At 31.8% G+C, this 20,375-nt stretch carries 16 protein-coding genes; 6 read left to right on the forward strand and 10 right to left on the reverse strand.

Annotation, left to right across the window (positions count from 1 at the left end; genetic code table 11):
- Positions 1 to 355: 355 nt before the first annotated feature.
- Entirely contained in the window at positions 356 to 1,060 is a 705-nt protein-coding gene (locus Q0921_RS24010) for a DUF4294 domain-containing protein (RefSeq protein ID WP_299261572.1), read from the reverse strand.
- Positions 1,061 to 1,167: 107 nt separating this feature from the next.
- On the opposite strand from Q0921_RS24010, the gene Q0921_RS24015 reads away from it, so the two are divergent.
- On the forward strand, positions 1,168 to 2,298 hold the full coding sequence (locus Q0921_RS24015; RefSeq protein ID WP_299261574.1) for a M42 family metallopeptidase: 1,131 nt from the start codon (positions 1,168 to 1,170) through the stop codon (positions 2,296 to 2,298).
- A 357-nt stretch (positions 2,299 to 2,655) separates the two neighbouring features.
- Here the strand turns inward: Q0921_RS24015 and acs are convergent, their stop codons facing one another.
- The 7 genes from acs to Q0921_RS24050 form a co-directional block, all read right to left on the reverse strand.
- Entirely contained in the window at positions 2,656 to 4,563 is a 1,908-nt protein-coding gene (gene acs / locus Q0921_RS24020) for an acetate--CoA ligase (RefSeq protein WP_299261575.1), read from the reverse strand.
- A gap of 141 nt (positions 4,564 to 4,704) precedes the next feature.
- The gene (locus tag Q0921_RS24025) at positions 4,705 to 5,070 is read right to left on the reverse strand and encodes a response regulator (protein ID WP_299261577.1); all 366 of its coding nucleotides are present in this window, start codon (positions 5,068 to 5,070) and stop codon (positions 4,705 to 4,707) included.
- Between the two features lie 66 nt (positions 5,071 to 5,136).
- On the reverse strand, positions 5,137 to 7,842 hold the full coding sequence (locus Q0921_RS24030; RefSeq protein WP_299261580.1) for an ATP-binding protein: 2,706 nt from the start codon (positions 7,840 to 7,842) through the stop codon (positions 5,137 to 5,139).
- Positions 7,843 to 8,090: 248 nt separating this feature from the next.
- Positions 8,091 to 9,881 carry a sodium:solute symporter family protein gene (locus tag Q0921_RS24035; protein WP_299261581.1) on the reverse strand — a complete coding sequence of 597 codons (1,791 nt, stop codon included), beginning with the start codon at positions 9,879 to 9,881 and terminating at the stop codon, positions 8,091 to 8,093.
- 142 nt (positions 9,882 to 10,023) lie between these two features.
- Positions 10,024 to 10,287, reverse strand: coding sequence for a DUF4212 domain-containing protein (locus Q0921_RS24040; protein WP_299261583.1), 264 nt, complete (start codon positions 10,285 to 10,287; stop codon positions 10,024 to 10,026).
- An 11-nt stretch (positions 10,288 to 10,298) separates the two neighbouring features.
- Positions 10,299 to 11,531: a hypothetical protein gene (locus Q0921_RS24045; RefSeq protein ID WP_299261585.1), complete on the reverse strand. Its 1,233-nt coding sequence runs from the start codon at positions 11,529 to 11,531 to the stop codon at positions 10,299 to 10,301.
- A 110-nt stretch (positions 11,532 to 11,641) separates the two neighbouring features.
- Positions 11,642 to 12,061 carry a helix-turn-helix domain-containing protein gene (locus Q0921_RS24050; RefSeq protein ID WP_299261587.1) on the reverse strand — a complete coding sequence of 140 codons (420 nt, stop codon included), beginning with the start codon at positions 12,059 to 12,061 and terminating at the stop codon, positions 11,642 to 11,644.
- A 162-nt stretch (positions 12,062 to 12,223) separates the two neighbouring features.
- Here Q0921_RS24050 and Q0921_RS24055 point away from each other — a divergent pair, with 162 nt between their 5' ends.
- The 3 genes from Q0921_RS24055 (at position 12,224) to Q0921_RS24065 (ending at position 14,190) form a co-directional block, all read left to right on the forward strand.
- The gene (locus Q0921_RS24055; RefSeq protein ID WP_299261589.1) at positions 12,224 to 12,778 is read left to right on the forward strand and encodes an NUDIX domain-containing protein; all 555 of its coding nucleotides are present in this window, start codon (positions 12,224 to 12,226) and stop codon (positions 12,776 to 12,778) included.
- 93 nt (positions 12,779 to 12,871) lie between these two features.
- Positions 12,872 to 13,324 (forward strand): DNA starvation/stationary phase protection protein, encoded by a 453-nt coding sequence (locus Q0921_RS24060; RefSeq protein WP_299261591.1) that lies wholly within the window; start codon positions 12,872 to 12,874, stop codon positions 13,322 to 13,324.
- 5 nt (positions 13,325 to 13,329) lie between these two features.
- Positions 13,330 to 14,190, forward strand: coding sequence for an SdiA-regulated domain-containing protein (locus Q0921_RS24065; protein WP_299261593.1), 861 nt, complete (start codon positions 13,330 to 13,332; stop codon positions 14,188 to 14,190).
- A 1-nt stretch (position 14,191) separates the two neighbouring features.
- On the opposite strand, the gene Q0921_RS24070 is transcribed toward Q0921_RS24065, so the two are convergent.
- On the reverse strand, positions 14,192 to 14,737 hold the full coding sequence (locus Q0921_RS24070) for a GNAT family N-acetyltransferase (RefSeq protein ID WP_299261595.1): 546 nt from the start codon (positions 14,735 to 14,737) through the stop codon (positions 14,192 to 14,194).
- Between the two features lie 322 nt (positions 14,738 to 15,059).
- On the opposite strand from Q0921_RS24070, the gene Q0921_RS24075 reads away from it, so the two are divergent.
- Entirely contained in the window at positions 15,060 to 15,347 is a 288-nt protein-coding gene (locus Q0921_RS24075) for a hypothetical protein (RefSeq protein ID WP_299261597.1), read from the forward strand.
- Between the two features lie 89 nt (positions 15,348 to 15,436).
- Here Q0921_RS24075 and Q0921_RS24080 read toward each other — a convergent pair whose 3' ends face one another.
- Positions 15,437 to 19,141, reverse strand: a complete 3,705-nt coding sequence (locus Q0921_RS24080; protein WP_299261599.1) for a metallophosphoesterase — start codon at positions 19,139 to 19,141, stop codon at positions 15,437 to 15,439.
- A 53-nt stretch (positions 19,142 to 19,194) separates the two neighbouring features.
- Between Q0921_RS24080 and Q0921_RS24085 the strand changes: the two genes are divergently transcribed.
- The gene (locus tag Q0921_RS24085) at positions 19,195 to 20,370 is read left to right on the forward strand and encodes a Pycsar system effector family protein (protein ID WP_299261601.1); all 1,176 of its coding nucleotides are present in this window, start codon (positions 19,195 to 19,197) and stop codon (positions 20,368 to 20,370) included.
- Positions 20,371 to 20,375: the final 5 nt, after the last annotated feature.

Here is a 20,375-nt window from a genome sequence, read left to right on the forward strand (position 1 = left end):
CAAAACAATACCCCGTTTTGCGGGTGCAAACATACAAACCTTTATCATTACAACAACAAAAAATGTTAAGTATTTTTAACGAAAATTGTAAACCTGCTGGTTTTTAAAAAGTTGGATAGCGAATATAATAAAATTAATCAAAATAAACGGTGAAATTCTTCAAGAAAACACTCCAAAAACGTATAAATGAATTCAATTGATATTTTTAAATTGGCTTTTGCACTAAGGATAACAACCTATCGACAGGCTTAGAACAAGCCTCATACTTTCATCTCTTTTAAAAACATGAACATGGCGAAAAACATAATAGACAACAAAATCCTTGATTCACAAAGGCTAACATCAATATCTTATCTTAATTTTCTGTGGTTATAGGTCTAATAGTATCTGTCCACTTGTTTCTCAAACTATAAAAACTAAAATCAAGCGCAGTTTTTTGTTCTTCCAAAATATTTGACTGAAAACTTCTTTGTAATATATCTTCTATCCAATAATCCTCTTCTATATTAATGGGATCATATTGTTCTTTCAAAGAAATACTAAAAAGCTTAGCAGTACTATTATACCAAAATGCTTTCCATCCACTCCTATACTCCTTTACCAAATCAAACATCGTTTGACCTGTTTGCCTGTGTATCAACTTTACTAAAATCTGTCCTTCAGTACGGGTCATCTTTTTTAATTCGGCTGTAAACTCCTCTTCCATATATTTTTGAAGAATTTTAACGTACTTCTTACGAGCTTTCTTGGACTTTATGTTTTTTAATCTTTCGTTTAATTCTGTCAATCTATCAGATGCAAGTTTTGCATAAGGATACACTTTTCTTGTTTTGCGTCTTAGTATAAGATACTTTCTTCTCGCTAACCTATTCTTGAACTTAAGCTTACCTAATATTACAACTTCATCAAGATCTATAGCTTCATGTGGAATAGTATCACCTTCTATAATATAGTACTGCACGTACCCTGATGTATCAATTTTTGTCGAGTCAACTTCTTTCTGACAAATTCCAATACAAGGAAACAATAATACTAATATGTATATCAAATATTTCTGCATAGTAGGTAATGATCTTCTAAAATCGTTCCAAAATTAGTAATAAACACTTTGTAAACTGTAAAATCTTTGTGAATATTATTAACTTCGTACAAAACAAAAATATATAAATGGCTAAAAAAAGTATATTAAACAAAAAGTCTTTGACTTTTCTAGAGAAATATTTGAATAATGCAGCACCTACAGGTTACGAATGGGAAGGGCAAAAAATATGGATGGATTACCTAAAGCCATATGTAGATGAATTTATTACTGACACATATGGAACTGCTGTTGGCGTGATTAATCCTAAGGCTACATATAAGGTTGTTATAGAGGGACATGCTGATGAAATTTCATGGTACGTAAACTATATTACAGATAATGGTCTTATATATGTAATTAGAAATGGAGGTAGTGATCATCAAATAGCGACTTCTAAACGTGTAAACATCCATACTAAAAAAGGAATTGTACAAGGCGTATTTGGCTGGCCTGCAATACATACTCGCAAGGGATCTAAAGAACAAGCTCCTACATTAGAGAATATTTGTATTGATGTAGGATGTAATACAAAGGAGGAAGTATTAAAACTTGGAGTTCACGTGGGATGCGTTATCACATACCCTGACGAATTTTTTATTCTCAACAAAGACAAGTTTGTTTGTCGTGCTTTGGATAATAGAATGGGGGGGTTTATGATCGCAGAAGTTGCTCGTTTATTAAAGGAAAACAAAGATAAGTTAGACTTTGGACTATATATCACCAATTCTGTTCAGGAAGAAATAGGTCTTAGAGGTGCTGAAATGATTACACATACAATTAAACCAGATGTTGCTATTGTTACTGATGTTTGTCACGATACGACTACACCTATGATAGAGAAGAAAACACAAGGTGAAACAAAAATCGGTGACGGCCCTGTGATTTCCTATGCTCCTGCCGTTCAGAATAGATTAAGAGAATTACTTATTGACACTGCAGAAAAGAAAAAGATACCGTTCCAGCGTATGGCATCTAGTAGAATGACAGGAACAGATACTGATGCTTTTGCATACAGTAATGGCGGTGTAGCTTCTGCTCTAATCTCTTTACCACTTCGTTATATGCACACTACTGTAGAAATGGTGCATAGAGATGATGTAGAGAATGTTATTAATTTAATATATGAAAGCTTACTTACTATTAAATCCGGTGAAACTTTTAGTTATTTTGAAAAACCAAAACAAGCTACAAAGGCAAAAGGCAAATCTAAATCTTAATTAATTAAACAACTAAGAACTGAAAGTTTACAACTTCTTAGACCTGACTAAAGTCTGCGGTGTGTATATTTTAACTTTTAGAAGTTAAACGCTCATAAAAGCTACTAGTAAAAAATGAAACCGGAGGCTTCACAGGTAATCATACTTTAGAAGGAAACAAATTAACCATTAACACTTTTAAATACTATACGCATAATTATGAACCAAATACCAACTGGCCTAAAATGCTAGAATTTTTAGAAGCAGCATATCAGTTTTCTCAACAAAAAATATTGATTAAGAAGCAATAATTATTATTAGTGATTCATACAAAACAAAAAGCCTCGAAATTACGAGGCTTTTTGTTTTGTATGAATTTCATAAAACATTATCCATTATTTCCTGTACAACCTCAGGATTTAACAAAGTACTCGTGTCTCCAAGATTAGAAGTATCATTAGAAGCTATTTTTCTTAAAATACGTCTCATAATTTTACCACTTCTTGTTTTCGGTAATCCAGATACAAACTGAATTTTATCTAGTTTTGCAATCGGACCTATGCGTTCTGTTATCTGTTGATTCACTTCACTACTTAAATTATTACGATCTCTAGATTCGCCAACTTCTTTTAGAATAACGAACCCATATAAAGCATTTCCTTTTATATCATGAGGAAAACCAACAATTGCAGATTCTGCAACAGCAGGATGCTCATTAATCGCATCTTCGATCGGAGCGGTTCCCAAATTATGCCCCGAAACAATAATTACATCATCTACTCTACCCGTTATTCTGTAGTATCCAACTTCATCTCTTAATGCTCCATCACCTGTAAAGTATGCATTCTTAAAAGCGGAAAAATATGTATCTCTATATCTTTGATGATTCCCCCAAATAGTTCGAGCCATAGAAGGCCACGGGAATTTAACACACAATCGTCCTTCTACTTGATTTCCTTCAATTTCATTACCATTTTCGTCCATTAAAGCTGGCTGTACTCCTGGCATTGGCAAAGTAGCATACGTTGGTTTAGTCGGTGTAGCAAAAGGAATGGGCGAAATCAAAATTCCTCCAGTTTCTGTTTGCCACCAGGTGTCTACAATAGGGCACTTCTTTTCTCCCACGTGGTCGTTATACCAATGCCAAGCTTCTTCATTAATTGGTTCCCCTACAGTTCCTAATACTTTAAGGCTTGATAAGTCATATTTTGTAACATAATCAAGATTTTCTTTTGCCAATGCTCTAATTGCAGTTGGCGCTGTATAGAATTGTGTGATTTTATGTTTTTGTACTATATCCCAAAAACGTCCAAAATCTGGATATGATGGTACTCCTTCAAACATTACTGTAGTTGCTCCATTTGCTAAAGGACCATAAACGATATAAGAATGTCCAGTTATCCAACCGATATCTGCAGTACACCAATAAATATCATCCTCTTTATATTGGAATACATTTTTAAAACTGTACGCAGTATACACCATATATCCTGCAGTAGTATGCATCATTCCTTTTGGTTTTCCCGTAGAACCAGAGGTATACAGAATGAATAATGGGTCTTCTGCATTCATTATTTCTGGAATACATTCTTTATCTGCACTATCTAATAAAGGCTGTAACCATTCATCTCGTTCGGCCTTCATCTGTATGTCAGAATCAATTCGTTTTGCTACTAACACAGATTCAATACCTGGGCATTGCTCTAGAGCATCATCCACAATACCTTTTAGATCTATCGTTTTGGATCCTCGATACGATCCATCAGAAGTAATCACCATTTTAGCTTCACAATCATTAATTCTTGTCGCTAATGCAGTGGCAGAAAATCCTGCAAAAATCACTGAATGTATTGCACCAATTCTAGCACAAGCTAATACCGAAATTGCTAGTTCTGGAATCATAGGAAGATAAATACATACTCGATCTCCTTTCTTTATTCCTTTACTCTTAAGAACATTTGCAAATTTACACACTCTTTCGTGCAATTGATTATAAGTAATATGTTCTGCAGGTTCTTCTGGATCGTTAGGCTCAAACAAAATTGCGGTTTTATCTCCTCGAACATATAAATGTCTATCAATACAATTTTCTGTAATATTCAATTTTGCCCCTTCAAACCATTTTACCTCTGGTTTCGCGAAATCCCAATCCAGAACTTTATCCCACTTCTTTCTCCATAAAAAATGTTCTTCCGCTATTTCGCTCCAAAAAAGCTCTGGATTACGAACAGATTTTCTGTAAACCTGAAAATACTCTTCAAGATGTTTTATGTGATAATTACTCATTTTTTATTGATTTTATATTTTTTACTAAATCTTAAATTTTTTAAAAACTATTTTACCTTTCAAAATTATTTAGGCGAACAACACCATATTGTGGATCAAAAGCTATTAATTTTATATTTCAAAATTAAACATCATCACATTTTATTCAATTAAAGTTCTTATCTCCGCTATAATTTTTTTAATTGAAAACGGTTTTGTAAGATATTTATCCACCCCCATTTCTAACCCTTTTTCTATATCTGATGATTTATTTTTAGCAGTTAAAAAAACCACTTTAATATCTTTAGTTTTTGGGTTTGCTCTTATATGCTTCAAAGTTTTATATCCATCTACATTAGGCATCATAATATCCAACAGAATAACATTTGGTATATGTGTTTCTAGTATATGGATTGCTTCACTTCCATCTCTTGCTATATATACTTCAAAATCTTGTTTTTTAAATGAATATTCTAACGACATTACTATGTTTGGTTCATCATCAACTATTAGAATTTTTTTCTGCATCTCTTATATTTTTTTATCTTTTGTAAGATAAAAACTTCTTTTATTTTTCACCCTAAAACTCATTAACTACTCTACTGTTTCTAAACTATTTGGTAAATCAATAATAAATCTTGCTCCTTTATCGTAAGAATCATCAATTCGTATAATTCCGTTATGACCTTCTATAATCTTTTTACAAATTGCTAGACCTAACCCACTTCCTATAGGTTTTTTGATATTTTGGTTATGAGATTGATAGAATTTCTCAAAAATATGTTTCTTATCATTTTCGGGAATACCTTTACCATTATCCTGCACAGAGATTCTTATAAAATCCTTCTCATTAGAAACGGCTACTTCAATTATCCCTTTATTCTTTTCTACAAACTTAATTCCATTAGACAATAGATTAGTTAACACCTGTAATATTCTATCCTCATCGTATAAAGCGACTATTCGGTCGGAAGGTTTAGTGGATAAAATCGAAATACATTTTTGTTGTGCTATAGTATAAATTCCAGAAATTGACTTTTCTACGGTCTCAATTACATTATTATTTTTTTTATCAAAAACCTCTCTTCCTGATCCCAATTTTTCCAAATCCAGTATATTATGTATCAAGGTAGAAAGTCTTTCTGAATCCTTAAGTATAGTGTCTAAAAATTGAATTCTCAATTCATTAGATATGTCGTGATCATTATCTAATAACACCTCTGAAGCAGCCCTTATTGAAGTAATCGGTGTTTTTAATTCATGCGCTACCGTATCTAAAAACTCATCTTTTACTTTATCCTGTTGTTTCAATTCTTCGTTTGCCTTTTTTAAATCATCCGTAAGTTTAACAAGTTCTTCGGATCTTTGTCTTAAAAACTTGTTAGTAGAAATTGTTTTTTTACTTTCTTCCAGAATTTTCAAAACTTCTATCAATGTTACTGGTTGTTCTTTTACTACGCTAGCGATTAGAATTCGGGAGGAAGCTCCTCCAATACTTCCAGTAAGTAGTTTTTCAGAAAAATTGATTAATCTTGAATCTGCTTTTTTAGTATTCATCGGTAGATCATGCTTTGTGTAAAAAAGGTTTAATGCTCGTTCTGTTCTTTGAATACCTAAAAACTTGATTAATAAATTTTTTATATCAGAAACATAAGCTTCTCCCTTCCATACGTATGCACTCTCCTGTAAAGAATCATAACTATTATTTACAAACATTTCGGCATAATTACGCTCTCTATAGTTGCCTTTACTAGAAACGGACATAAACAAATAAATGATTGTATTAAAAAACATACTCCAAAAAAATGCGTGTGTTACAGGTGTCATGAAGTCAATGCCAAACAACTGATAAGGCCTTAACAATTCTATCCCGAAAGCTCCATTTGTTATGAAATCTGTATTTCCTAAAATAATATCTAAAACAAAAGGGAGAATTAGGGTGTACATTGTTATTAATGTACCTGTGATAATTCCTGATTTAGCAGCAATAGCAGAACCTCTATTCCAAAATAAACCAATAAAAAATGCTGGTGCCAATTGTGCAATGATCACAAAAGATATTTGACCAATCGAAAACAAAGACAACTGAACATTAAAGTTAATATAAAACAAATAGGCTCCTACAATCAATGAAAAAATTGCAATTCTTCTAATATTTTTTATATAGTTTGCATTTCTCTCTGGATGACTTCTACTAAACTTATCCAAAAAACCATATGGAATAATTAAATTATTGCTAAGCATGACTGATAGCGCTAATGTGGAAACAACAACCATAGAAATTACAGCAGAAAACCCTCCTAAAAAAACCAAGGTCGCTAGAAATATATTATCGTGATGCAGTGGTAATAATAATGTATAATAATCTGGGTTTAAACTTTTATGGAGACTTAATCTTCCTCCCCATGCTACAAATATTACGAATACATTAAATAATAAAAGATACAAAGGAAAAAGCCAAATAGCTTTTTTTAAATGCTTTTCTGATGTATTTTCTATAACTGCTACTTGAAACTGTCTTGGTAACAAAAAAATAGCAAAAAACGATAATGCAATCATAAAATACCAATTAATGCCTGCTTCTAAACCATCAAGTGTAGTAAGTGATTCTAAGTTTTCTAAAGATGAAATTTTATCGTAAATATCCGTCGTGCCATCAAACAAATAATAGGTTACATAAACACCAATTATCAAAAAGAAAACTAGCTTCAGTATCGATTCTACAGCAACAGAAAAAACAATTCCCCTCCGCCTTCTAGTAGCATCTGTCGCTCTAGTTCCAAAAAAAGCCGCAAAGATAGCTAGTAAAAGAGCTACGTAAAATAAAGTATCCTGAAAAATAGACGTCGAAGAAGGAATAGTATCCTTAGAAATAATCGAAAATGTTTCAGAAATAGCTTTTAACTGTAATGAAATATATGGTACAATAGCTAAAACACAAATTATAGTTACTAATGCTCCTAAAAATCTATTGTTCCCATAACGTAAAGATATAAAATCTGCTATGCTGGATACTTTCTGTTGTTTAGAGATACGTATTATTTTTTTTAAAACTACTATCCACAACGGAAACGCTATTACAGGTCCTAAATAAGTTGTTAAAAAACTAATTCCAGAAGTCGCAGCAATTCCTACACTGCCGTAATAAGTCCAGGCTGAACAATAGACAGCAAGGGACAATGTATAAACATATGCATTGTTTACCCAAGCACTCTTTGCCTTTTTTTCTGCCCAAAAAGCTACTCCAAATAAAAATGCTAAATACACAACGATTATGAATATTAAAATGTAATTACTCATAATACTTCTTTAGAATAATACTAGAAATAAAGATAGCAATTGCCCAAATCAAAAAAATAAAAAAATACATTATCGGGAACCCTGATATATGTCCAGAGTGATTAAATACTAAAATCAACGGAATATTAAACAACAACAGTAGTGTTAATGAAAGTATGATTAATTTTTGTTGATGACGTTTCTTCATATTTGCGATCTAATTGAAAACCTATGTAATCATAAAGCTCACATAGGTTTTTGATTATTTTTTAATGACCAGTTACTTCACCTGCATTACTAGGTATCCTAATATTTTCTACAATTTCCTGAACATCTTCAGGTGGAGCAGCAGTAAATTTACATACTACCAAGGATACTATAAAATTAATAACCATGGCTACGGCTCCAAATCCTTCTGGTGAAATACCAAACCACCATTCACTTGAAGAGGGAAGCGTTTCATCAAACCAACCAAGTTTATATTTAATCATATATAACAACATACATAATATCCCCACAACCATTCCTGCAACTGCTCCTTCTTTATTCATTCTTTTATAAAAAATACCCAAAACAATTGCTGGAAAAAATGATGCAGCCGCTAAACCAAAAGCTAACGCTACAACGGCTGCTACAAATCCAGGTGGGTTAATCCCAAAATATCCTGCTACACACACTGCAGCTACAGCAGAAAGACGAGCAGCAATAAGTTCTCCTTTTTCAGAAATATCTGGCTTAATCATTTTCTTAATTAAATCATGTGATACAGAAGAAGAGATTACCAATAACAAACCAGCTGCAGTAGACAAAGCTGCTGCCAATCCTCCTGCAGCAACTAATGCTATAACCCAATTAGGAAGATTTGCAATTTCTGGATTTGCCAATACCATAATATCTCTATCTACAAATAATTCATTTTTTGTAGTTGCATTAACGTTTGTGATCAATCTTTCACCATTTTCTCCACGATTTTCACCATCAAAAATTGGTTTATTTTTATTTCCTTCTACAGAATGACCACTTAAATATTGAACCTGACCGTCTCCATTTTTATCTGTCCAGCCAAGTAATCCAGTATCTTCCCAGTTTTTGAACCAAGCTGGAAGCTCTTCATACTTCTTATTTTGAACAGATTCTATTAAATTAGTTTTTGCAAAAACCGCAACTGCAGGAGCGGTAGTGTATAAAATTGCGATCAATAGCAGTGCATATCCAGCAGATTTACGAGCATCTTTTACTCTTTTTACCGTAAAGAACCGAACAATCACGTGCGGTAAACCTGCAGTTCCAACCATTAATGCCAATGTGATCGCAAAAACATCTAATGTTGATTTTGATCCATCAGTATATGCTGCAAAACCAAGTTCTGTACTAAGTCCGTCTAACTTATCCAATAAATAAACTCCTGATCCATCTGTAACTGTTCCTCCAAATCCTAACTGAGGAATCGGGTTGCCCGTCATTTGTATAGAAATGAAAATAGCCGGTACCATAAAAGCAAATATCAAAACACAATATTGTGCAACTTGCGTATAGGTTATTCCTTTCATGCCTCCTAATACAGCATAAAAAAGGACAATAATCATCCCTATAATTACCCCTGTATTGATATCTACTTCTAAAAACCGTGAAAATACAATTCCTACACCTCGCATTTGTCCAGCTACATATGTAAAAGAAACTAACAATGCGCAGAATACAGCTACTGATCTAGCCGTTTTGGAATAGTATCGATCTCCTATAAAATCTGGTACTGTAAATTTACCGAATTTCCGAAGGTACGGAGCCAATAACAATGCCAATAACACGTAACCTCCTGTCCACCCCATCAAATAAACAGCTCCATCATATCCTGCAAAAGCTATTATTCCTGCCATTGATATGAAAGAGGCAGCACTCATCCAATCCGCAGCTGTCGCCATACCATTAGCCAAAGGAGAAACTCCTCCTCCAGCTACGTAAAATTCTTTTGTCGAACTGGCTCTGGACCAGATAGCGATACCTATATATAAAGCAAACGTTACTCCCACTAGAATATACGTCCATAATTGAACACTCATAATTTTATTTCTTAAATTGTTATACTAATTTTTTCTAACATTGGAAGATTCAAATTCTCCAAGAGGTTTCTTTCGAAAAGAATAAGGTTTTATCCCCCCTATTCTGCAGATTTGTTAATAGTGAAAATATGGTTACTTATACTCAATCTTTATCATACCCATACTTTTTATCAAGCTTATTCATCAAACGCACATATACAAAAATTAAAATCACAAATACATATATAGAACCTTGTTGAGCAAACCAGAACCCCAGTCGGAAACCTCCAAGTCGAATATTATTTAAAGAATCCTTTAATAAAATGCCCGCACCATAGGATACGATGAACCAAATAGTAAGAAGAATAAAAAGATATCTTACATTCTCTTTCCAATAGGCTTTCGCCTTTTTCTGTTTTTCTGTCATATTTTTAAATTTTATAAATATATCATGGCTTGTAATGTTACGACACCTTGAGCGCCATTATCGCCGTATTTTGTATTCTGATATTCTAATGTTAATTTAGAATTATGACCACTTATATATGCATTGGCTCCTAATCCAAAACTAGTAGCATTGTCATCTATAGCATCAATTGACCTTGTTTTAAATAATGCATATGGTTGAAACTTGATTTTTTTATCTGTATTAGGGATTACATAACCTACGTGACTATAAATCATTGATCCTGTTTCATAGGTTTGTCCTAAGGTGAAGTTTTCACCGTAATCATTATTCTGATAAGTGGCATATGCAGTAATTACGGAACCATTAGTTCCTAATGGAGCGTCATAAAAAGCATCAACAGCAAATATTGCCACATCCTGCCCCTCTAAAGTTCCATCTGCATTGGCAAGTACACTTCCTTCGGGATGATAAAAGAATCCTGCTCCAACATTAAACATTTTTTTACCCCCAAGATATGTTCCCACTTTGTAAGGTAAAAAATTTGATTCTTTGTCCATAAAATTATATTCAAAATATCCAGCAAAATTTTTACCAGCATCTCTGGACCCCAACAATCTACGCCCTGCATATACTGCTGGACCACTTGCAACTGGGTCAGCTGCAGCCTGAAGATTATTAGTTATAGATTCATTAACAGATATTTGATATAAAAAATTTCCGAAAGATCCTTTAGCATAAATACCAATATGACGAGCAAATTGATCAGATAAACCTATAGTAGCCCAGGACTGCCTATTGTTATCCAACGTCATCATGTTTAATGTACTTTGATTATTCAATCTAGAAATACCGTTCCAGTAATGCAAGCCTGCTCCAATTGCATGATTTGATCCAAGGCTATACTGCGCCCATACTCCATGAAAAAACAATTGCGAACTATCACCTAACCCTGTAGGGCTTTGATTATTGGCATTCAAGCTATTCAGCCCGAAATGTGTAAGAATAAGAAAATCTTTGTTTATCTGAGCATACATTAGGATACGCGCCCTTCTGATACTAAAATTAGTTTTACTTGCATCATCTGGAACATCATCGTTATACTGTGCCCAAAACTGAGCCCAAGAAATTACTCTGAAATATTTTGATCCATCTTCATTGAGTTTCACTTTTAATCCTCCTGTATAATCAGGAGAACCTTGTGAATACGAATACTGAATAGTACAAAGAGTCATACCTATCAGTAATATAAAATTTTTAATCATTGAGTTCTAAAGATTAGATTAGTAATAAAATGATAATGTGCACACCACTAATCTCTTAAAAAGTAAGAGTTAATAAAAACATACTATACTTTTTTGGTAATTTGATATATTTAATTTCTAAACCGTTCCCATTTAATAAGCATAAACTTATCTCCCAACTCAGTAATAACAAACCCTGCCCCTGATAAATTATTTATATTCTGAAAATACATAGATAGTTCTGAAGCATTCAGAATTTTATAGGTAGGATGATAATCATAATTGTAAGGCCTTTTTATATTATACTTCTTAACCCAATTCATTATACTCACATGAGACACCCCTAAAACTCGTTCAATCTCTCGATATGTCAATCCTTCTAAATACAACTGAAGTGCCTTATTTACATAATAGTCATCAATTTTCTTTCCTATCTTATTAACAGAAAAAAAATAATTACAAGACTTACACCTATATCGTTGTCTGTTATTAACGATACCACTTTTTACATATCTATCAGATCCACAACTAGGACAAAGTTGAATTTTCATATATATCTAATTTGCATAAATATATTAATTTAGCAATAAAAATTTAATAAACGATTATGATATTCTTTAAACATATTTAACAATAACATTAATTTATATGATGATTCCATTAAATTTATAGACTAATATAATTAATTAAATAATTTTATTTTTTCAAGAAATATGGCAGATGAACTTATAGACATATTAAACAGAGACGGAAAACCAACCGGTGAAGTTCGATTAAAATCAGAAGCACATCGATTAGGGCTATACCATGCTAGTGTTCATATTTGGTTTTATACTTTAAATGGAAACATACTTTTACAGAAACGAGCTACTGATAAAGACACGTTTCCAAATCTGTGGGATATTTCGGTTGCAGGTCATATTGGAGCAGGAGAAACTGTCGAAAACTCAGTTTTACGTGAAATTGAAGAAGAAATCGGGGTATCTACGAGTAAAAAAAATCTAAATTTTATTGGAATGTATTTATCAGAAAAACAACCAACCCCAGAGATATTTGACAATGAATTTCATTACATTTTCCTTTCAGAACTGAAAGTATCAACAGAAGAACTAATACTTCAAAAAGAAGAAGTGTCAGAAATTAAACTTATGTCTATAAAACTTTTAACAGATCACCTTCATAATATAGATACTAAGAAAAACTATGTTCCTCACGATACTCAATATTATGATTTTGTTCTTAAAGAAATCACAAATAGATTGACATAATACTCAGATCACTACTAACTATTGTAACTTTAATTTAATAAGTATAATTATAGTAATTTTGTATTGAAAAATACAAATCAATAAGTAAAAACTATGATGGATTCAAATAAAAAAACCGTACAAGAACTAAATATATTATTATCAGATTACCATATGTACTATCAAAAGCTTAGAAATTTTCACTGGAACATTACCGGTCGAAACTTCTTTGAATTGCATTTAAAATTTGAAGAGTTGTATGAAGATGCTAAGCTAAAAATCGATGAAATTGCAGAAAGGATATTGACACTAAGAGCTAAACCAATTAGTAATTATAGTTCGTATCTTACGACTTCTTCTATAAAAGAGGCAGATACTAAATTGGTAGATCATGAAATGATTTCTGCTATTCTTGAAGATCACGATGCTATTTTGAAACAACTAAAATTTGTAACGAAAGAGGCAGAAGAAGCAGGTGATGATGGAACATTAGATATCACTGGCACATATATTGGTGAATTAGAAAAAACAAGCTGGATGTTAAATGCTTGGAATCAAAAAAACTAAAAAATTTGAAATTAAAAATTTCCTTTCTATTATTAAGTATATCCCTAACAGTTTGTTGTCAGAAAAAAAATGACACTGATCTTGTTATTTTAAGTAATCTGTCTAATTCATTAAAAGAAATATCGGGCATTACTAAATTTCCAAATGATGCTAGTATTTATGCTATTAATGATTCTGGTAACAGTAATACGCTATTTGAGTTAGATCAAAAAGGTAAGATCATTAACTCATTCACAATTGCAAATAGTAAAAATAAAGACTGGGAAGACATGACTTATGATGATGAAGGTAATATCTATATTGGCGACTTTGGCAATAATTATAATGACCGAAAAAAACTTACAATATATAAGGTTTCGGATATTCATTCTGTTAATCCTGAAACAACAAAAATAGAATTCAGTTTAGAAGATCAAAAGAAATTTCCTCCAAAAAAGAAAAACAGAAATTTTGACATAGAAGCTTTCGTTTATAAAAACGGAAGCTTCTATTTATTTACAAAAAACAGAAGTTCTAAGTTTAATGGAGTGACAAAACTCTATAAAGTTTCTAATAAGCCAGGAAAACTAACTGCTAAACTAATTGGAAGTTATAAGACTTGTGATGATCATAATGACTGTTTCATAAGTGGTGCAGCGATTAATTCTAAAGGAGATAAAATTGCTCTTCTAACCTATAATAAAATATTCATCATAACAGATTTTATTGGTGATGATCTATTTAATGGTACGATTGAAAAGATAAAACTTAATCATTTTTCTCAAAAAGAAGGTATTTGTTTTAAAAATGACTCCACTCTTTTGATTGTAGATGAAAAAAGGAAGAATACTAAAGGTAAACTTTATGAATTTAGTTTGCCTAAATAAACTATCCATTCTGCCAATCCTCTTCTAGCATTGCAAATTCATAATTGTCAGACCATCCAGCCTTAAGAGGTAATACTTTACGCTTATGACCTTCTCTAATCATTCCAACTTTTTCTAACACTCTAATGGAACCTATATTATCTATTGCACATCCTGCTTCAATTCTATGCAAACCAACTTCCTTAAAACCAAATTGCAAAATCACTTTTGTCGATTCTGTAGCATATCCTTTACCCCAAAAATCAGGATGTAACTTATACCAGATAGAGGCAATACTATATTTTGGGTTCCCTATTTTTAGTGAAACTAGACCAATAAAACTATCATCAACTATCGAGTTTAAAGAGAATACAAATTCTTTTCTCATTTCATAACTATCAATCCACTCATCAAGATATACAGCTGTAACTTCTTTATTAGTAGGAATTCCCAATGCATTATATTGATCCACTTCTGGCATCGAAAGTAGTTCATGAATTTTAGACAAATCAGATAACGTTACAATTCTAAGTTGTAATCGTTTTGTAAATAGTATAGAAGTTTTCAATATGATTTTTATTAATAATTGATTTTACTAGAGGCCTTTATTATTCATTGCTTATCTCTAAAATTATTTTAAAAAGATATCAACATTTAAGCACTTAAACCAAAGGTTTAACCTTTTATCGACAAAAACAATGACATCAATTCATTCCGAACACAAAAAAGTAGGCTTAAACTTACTTTTTAACAATTAGCAGTGAACACAATCCCTTTTTTGATTGATTAATAGCAATTTACAGTTAAATTTATTCTTAATTTAGACTTGAAATTTGTAGGAAAATAAATACATTTTTCTTTTTACTAACACCAAAATACATAATTTATATATGAGAGCCGCCCCAGCTTGTCTAATTTTGATTACTTTTTTCTCCTGTAATTTACTTTTTTGCCAAGAAAATGTTTCGAACAATACAACAAGAATTAACAAAAAGATTATACAGGAATCTATAACTAGTAGTTCTAAGATTCCAAAAAAAAATAAAATTGATTATTTTAATACATTAAAACCACAAACTAACAAATCTAAAACAGCCGAAAGTAAATCAAAAGTAACATTGGAAATTGCTGAAACAGTAATTACTTCTGTACCAAGAACTACTTTAGACTTTTTTTAAATAATATTTTGTTTTGCGAACAAATTGATTGTTCCTTAACCGAGAAGCTCCTTATATTTTTCGCATCTTATATTGGGAGCTTCTTTTTTCTAAAAACTTAATCCCAGTCCAAAGGTAAAACGCAGACCATCATCGCTGCTAAACAAATTGAATTGACCTGCTATCGCATCTAGAGCATTGATCCAAAACCCTCCTCCTATAGAATCGTGCCATATGTTAGCATCTTCTCCATCAAACCAAACTCTACCAACATCATATCCTCCATAAATCCCTAACTGTAACGGTAACAAACCTGTTTTAAATTTATTAAAACTATACCTAAGATCTCCACTAAAAGCTAGTGCTTTATCCCCAGTAAAACGTTCTTCTCTAAAACCTCTTAGACTATTAATTCCTCCTAATGTAGCTGCTTGATAAAACTCAAAACCATCACCAATTATAAACGCTCCCTGCACATCTGTTTTCAAAACCAATTTTCGGTCTTTTGTAATTGCATTATAGAATCCAAGTTTTGGATTTATATAACCAAAAGTTCTGTCCGTATCATCCAAATTCATTTTAGAACCACCCTGTAATTTAAACAACATACCTCTAGTAGGATTAGCACTGACATCAAAGCTCCTATATTCGTAGTTCAAGTCTATCCCCGCAAAGAATTTTCTTTCAAAAAACTCAGAATCAGAAGTAACCAAACCAAGCCCTGAGGTAATAAATCTTCCTTGTGAGTCCTGAACCTCTACCCCTTCATAAGATCCGGAAATAGAGAAACTATTTCCATATCTACCATTCTTAACAACACCAAGATTTAATGACCATATTCCAGTTTTCACCCTATTGAAGTCTAAACCAAGAGCATCATCGAGATTCACTGTATTATTTCCAAAACCAAAAAAGTTTTGAGCAAAATTCTCACTTGTATATTTACCTCCTATCAACAAGTTCCAATTACCTACTGCATTTGCAAATTCCCCTTTATAAGACACATCATAACCTTCTGTAGCAAAATAATATGCTGCCTTCATGGTATGTTTACTCTGAAATGGCTTATTGTTAAAACCTCTTACTGTATATACATCGGTAATATTAATGTTAACACCATCATCTGGATTAAACCCTACCAACGGTGTTAATGTGTTTGTTTTATCTATATACTTATTATAATCATAAGCATTGTGATCATAATTATCACTAAAAACGAATCTAGCTCCACTCTTTTTCTTAACAGTATTTGGTTTTGATTTATGATCATAAACCCTAATCTGCTTCCCGTTTTCAATAGTATACATATCATTATTCTGTCCACCTACAATTCTAGTACAGATTGGATTTTTTCCTTTTCCCGTAACTATAAATTGATCATCATCATCTAATCCATAAATCCATATTTCTTTAGTTTCTTTAGAAAAAATTGTTCTCTTATAAAATGGTTTTTGAGGAGTATCATCTTTTATTCTAGAAACTTTCACCGTTGTTTGGTTATCGTTTCTTATGATTTCGAAAAGGTCATCTTTATCTGTTCCTCTAATAATTACTTGTTTAGAAAGGTATTTATAATATCTTTCAGCTATATCCTCTACATCGTCCCTTCTTTTTTTAAGATATTTCTTAATTCTTTCTACAGTCTCATCCTGTAATTCTGAAGGCAAATTACCGAATGCTTTATCTATAGATTCATCACTAAGGTTTTCTTTTATATACTTAGCCTGGGCTACCCATACTTCTCTATCAGAACTTTGTACAAATGTTCTATCTAACCGTATTCCTGCTTCATTGATCCATCTAATGCTCTTTAATTCTTCATCATATACCTGAAATTTTCTTGTAATAGGAACTATAAATTTTATCACATCAATAAGTCCGCCATCATAATTAGAAAACACTTGATCACGATCCTTAGGTATCGGTCTATACATTTTACCTTGATCTGTATCAAAACGAGACCATCTCCACTGATCAGAATGCCTATCCCAATCACCTAAAATCATATCAAATAATCTAGTTCGAATATAATGTGCTTCGTCCATTTGATACTTTTCATCTTTTCTTAGATTTTTAAGCATATCATCTGTTCCCTCGATATCGTCTGGTTTTCCAAAAGAAGCAACATTTTTATGTTCTTTTCCAGGACGTTCTTCAAGAAAGTACATTTCATCTCCGAAGTCTTTATTGTATTTTCCTAGGGCAGGATGCTTAGGTATGTAGTAAACTTTTGAATTAGCATGATATACATCGATTGCATCTGCTAATCCGCCTACAACCAAAAACGCATACGGATAACTAGATGTATAAAAGTCCGAAAGCAATTCTTCGGTAAATGTATCATCGAAACCATTTTCTAAATAAGTGTCCTTAAACGCCCCTTTTTGCAAAAACTGTGTAACACTTTTTCTCATTGCTCGCAAACTATATCGCTTTCCATCTTTATCTACAAGACGTAAAGATCTGGTTACCTGACCTCCTCCTCTTCTATCAATAGTGAATCCTCCCATCAAGGTGTCTAATGTGGCTACAGGAATTTTAATATCCGTACTATATATTTTTCTATAATGGTCTCCCCATAAAGACTCATAAAAATTAGTTTTTGTGGTTTCTTCTTTATTGTAAATAGATGCAGAGATCTGATTGTCAAACGAATTATCCAAATTATTAATAGCATAAGCTTCAGATTGTTTATGAACCTCACTTTGAAACACCAACTTAGCTTGTCCATCTTCATTACCATAAAAACGTACATTAGAGGATCCATCTTTATATACATCCAATATTGCAAAACCTTGCTTAGGATATGAAAACAGGCCATCTTTACCTAAAGACGCGGCAGAAACTTTAGAGCCAGATCCGGATACTATTTGTTTTAAACCATTACTATTTATGTATTGTAATGAGTGTTCATGTCCTGAAGCAAAAATTACTTTTTCACTATCTCTGGCGATAGTTGACAGTCTTCTCATCAGTTTATTATAGCTCTCATTATATCTATCCTGAGGAGATACACCACCTTGCGATCGAATTTGTGTAACCAAAGACCCTAGAATAGGTAGCGGTATATTTTTTCTTGTAGGAAATATATGTTTTTTAAAATTATATTTCCCACCATGAGGACCATTAGTAAACATGGGATGATGCATTGCTACAATGACTGTTTTACCATTATGCTTTTTTAGTTCCCCTTCTACTTCACTTAAGAACTTATCTCTGGTTTTAATTTCGCAATTATCATTAATTGTTGGATTTTTATTCCAATCTGCCAGATACCATTGTGTATCTATAATAATTAATTGAATCTGATCACTTATTTCTATACTCTCTATCGGACATCCTTTAGATGGTAAAAATGATTTTTTACTATCTAACTTTTTCTTTACATATTTTTCTTGTCGATTTAGACCTTTTATTCCATCATTATACCAATCATGATTTCCAGGAATAAAAATCACTTCACCTTCAAAAGAATTTGAGGCATTAATCTGAGCATCCATTCTATGTTCTGATAAAGCTCTTTCTGGAGATTCTTTATCAGGCATTCCTTTTTGATAAATATTATCTCCTAAATAAATTAAGTAATCTTCCTTTGTATCTTCTTTATCAATAATTTGTTTTAAAGCTTCAAGCCCAATTGTACTCTTATTTATATTAGCGTTGCCTGCATCACCTATTAGGTAAAAACTTTTCTCTATCTCCTTGTCTGGTAATGTTTGTGAAAAACTTTCGTCTAAATATCGAGGTGTGTATGTTGCGCAAGAATTTAATAATAAAATGAAGATTATTAAGAAGGTCTGTATATTTCTATTCATAAAAGGGTGCATTCACTTTTTTTTAATTATTTTGGTTACTGAAAAATTATAATATGGAAACCCTAGTTGAAAAAACTGATAATTTCGTTTCTAATCTTTTTACAAAAAAGCTTCCTGAAACCTGTATATATCATAATTATACTCACACCAAAAGAGTATTTAAAAGTACAAAAGAAATTATTGACAACACTAATATTTCTGAAGAAGATACACAAGCATTGTTGTTAACAGCTTTACTTCACGATACGGGTTACTCAGAGAGTCTTGATAATCATGAGGAACATAGCGTTCATATTTCTAAAGCTTTTTTAAAAGAACAACATGTTTCTGAAGAGATTATTAGTAAAATTTCTTCGTTGATAATGGCTACCAAAATGGAACATCAGCCAACTAATTTATTAGAAGAAGTTATTAGAGATGCTGATGCCTCACATTTAGCAAAGGAATATTTCAAAGAAACCAGTGAATTCTTAAGGCAGGAATTTGAACTAAATTGCAAAGAAAGCTATAGTAATAGTGATTGGTTAAAAATTAACATTGATTTTCTAAAGAATAAGCATAAATTCTATACCGAATATGCTATTGCAAACTGGCAACCCAAAAAAGAAGAGCATCTTTTGAATATTTTAAATGAAAAAGCAGCTCTAAAGAAAAAAAAGAAAAAAGAAAAACTTAAAAAATTAGTAAAAGAGGAAAGCCCAGAAAAAGGGATCCAGACTTTATTCAGAGTTACTTTACGAAATCATTTAAAATTAAGTGACATTGCTGATACAAAAGCCAATATCCTTTTATCAGTAAATGCTATTATAATATCACTGGCTTTATCTAATTTAATTCCTAAACTTGATAACCCTTCTAACCAATATCTTATTTATCCAACCTTGATATTTATTGTTTTTAGCATTATTTCTATGCTATTATCAGTATTAGCGACAAGACCAAATGTAACAGGTGGCGAATTTACTCGTAAAGAAATCGAAGAGAAAAAAGTTAATTTACTATTCTTTGGCAACTTTCACAAGATGCCTCTAGATGAGTATAAATGGGCTATGCACGAGCTTATGGATGATAAAGAGTATATTTATGATACGATGATAAAAGATCTCTATTTTCTAGGTAAAGTTCTTCATAGAAAATATAAAATACTTCGTATTACTTATACAGTTTTTATGATTGGTTTTATTACCTCTTCTATTTCTTTTGTAATAGCATTTAACACCTTACAATAGATAAA

This window comes from uncultured Aquimarina sp. (assembly GCF_947496855.1).
GTDB lineage: Bacteria > Bacteroidota > Bacteroidia > Flavobacteriales > Flavobacteriaceae > Aquimarina.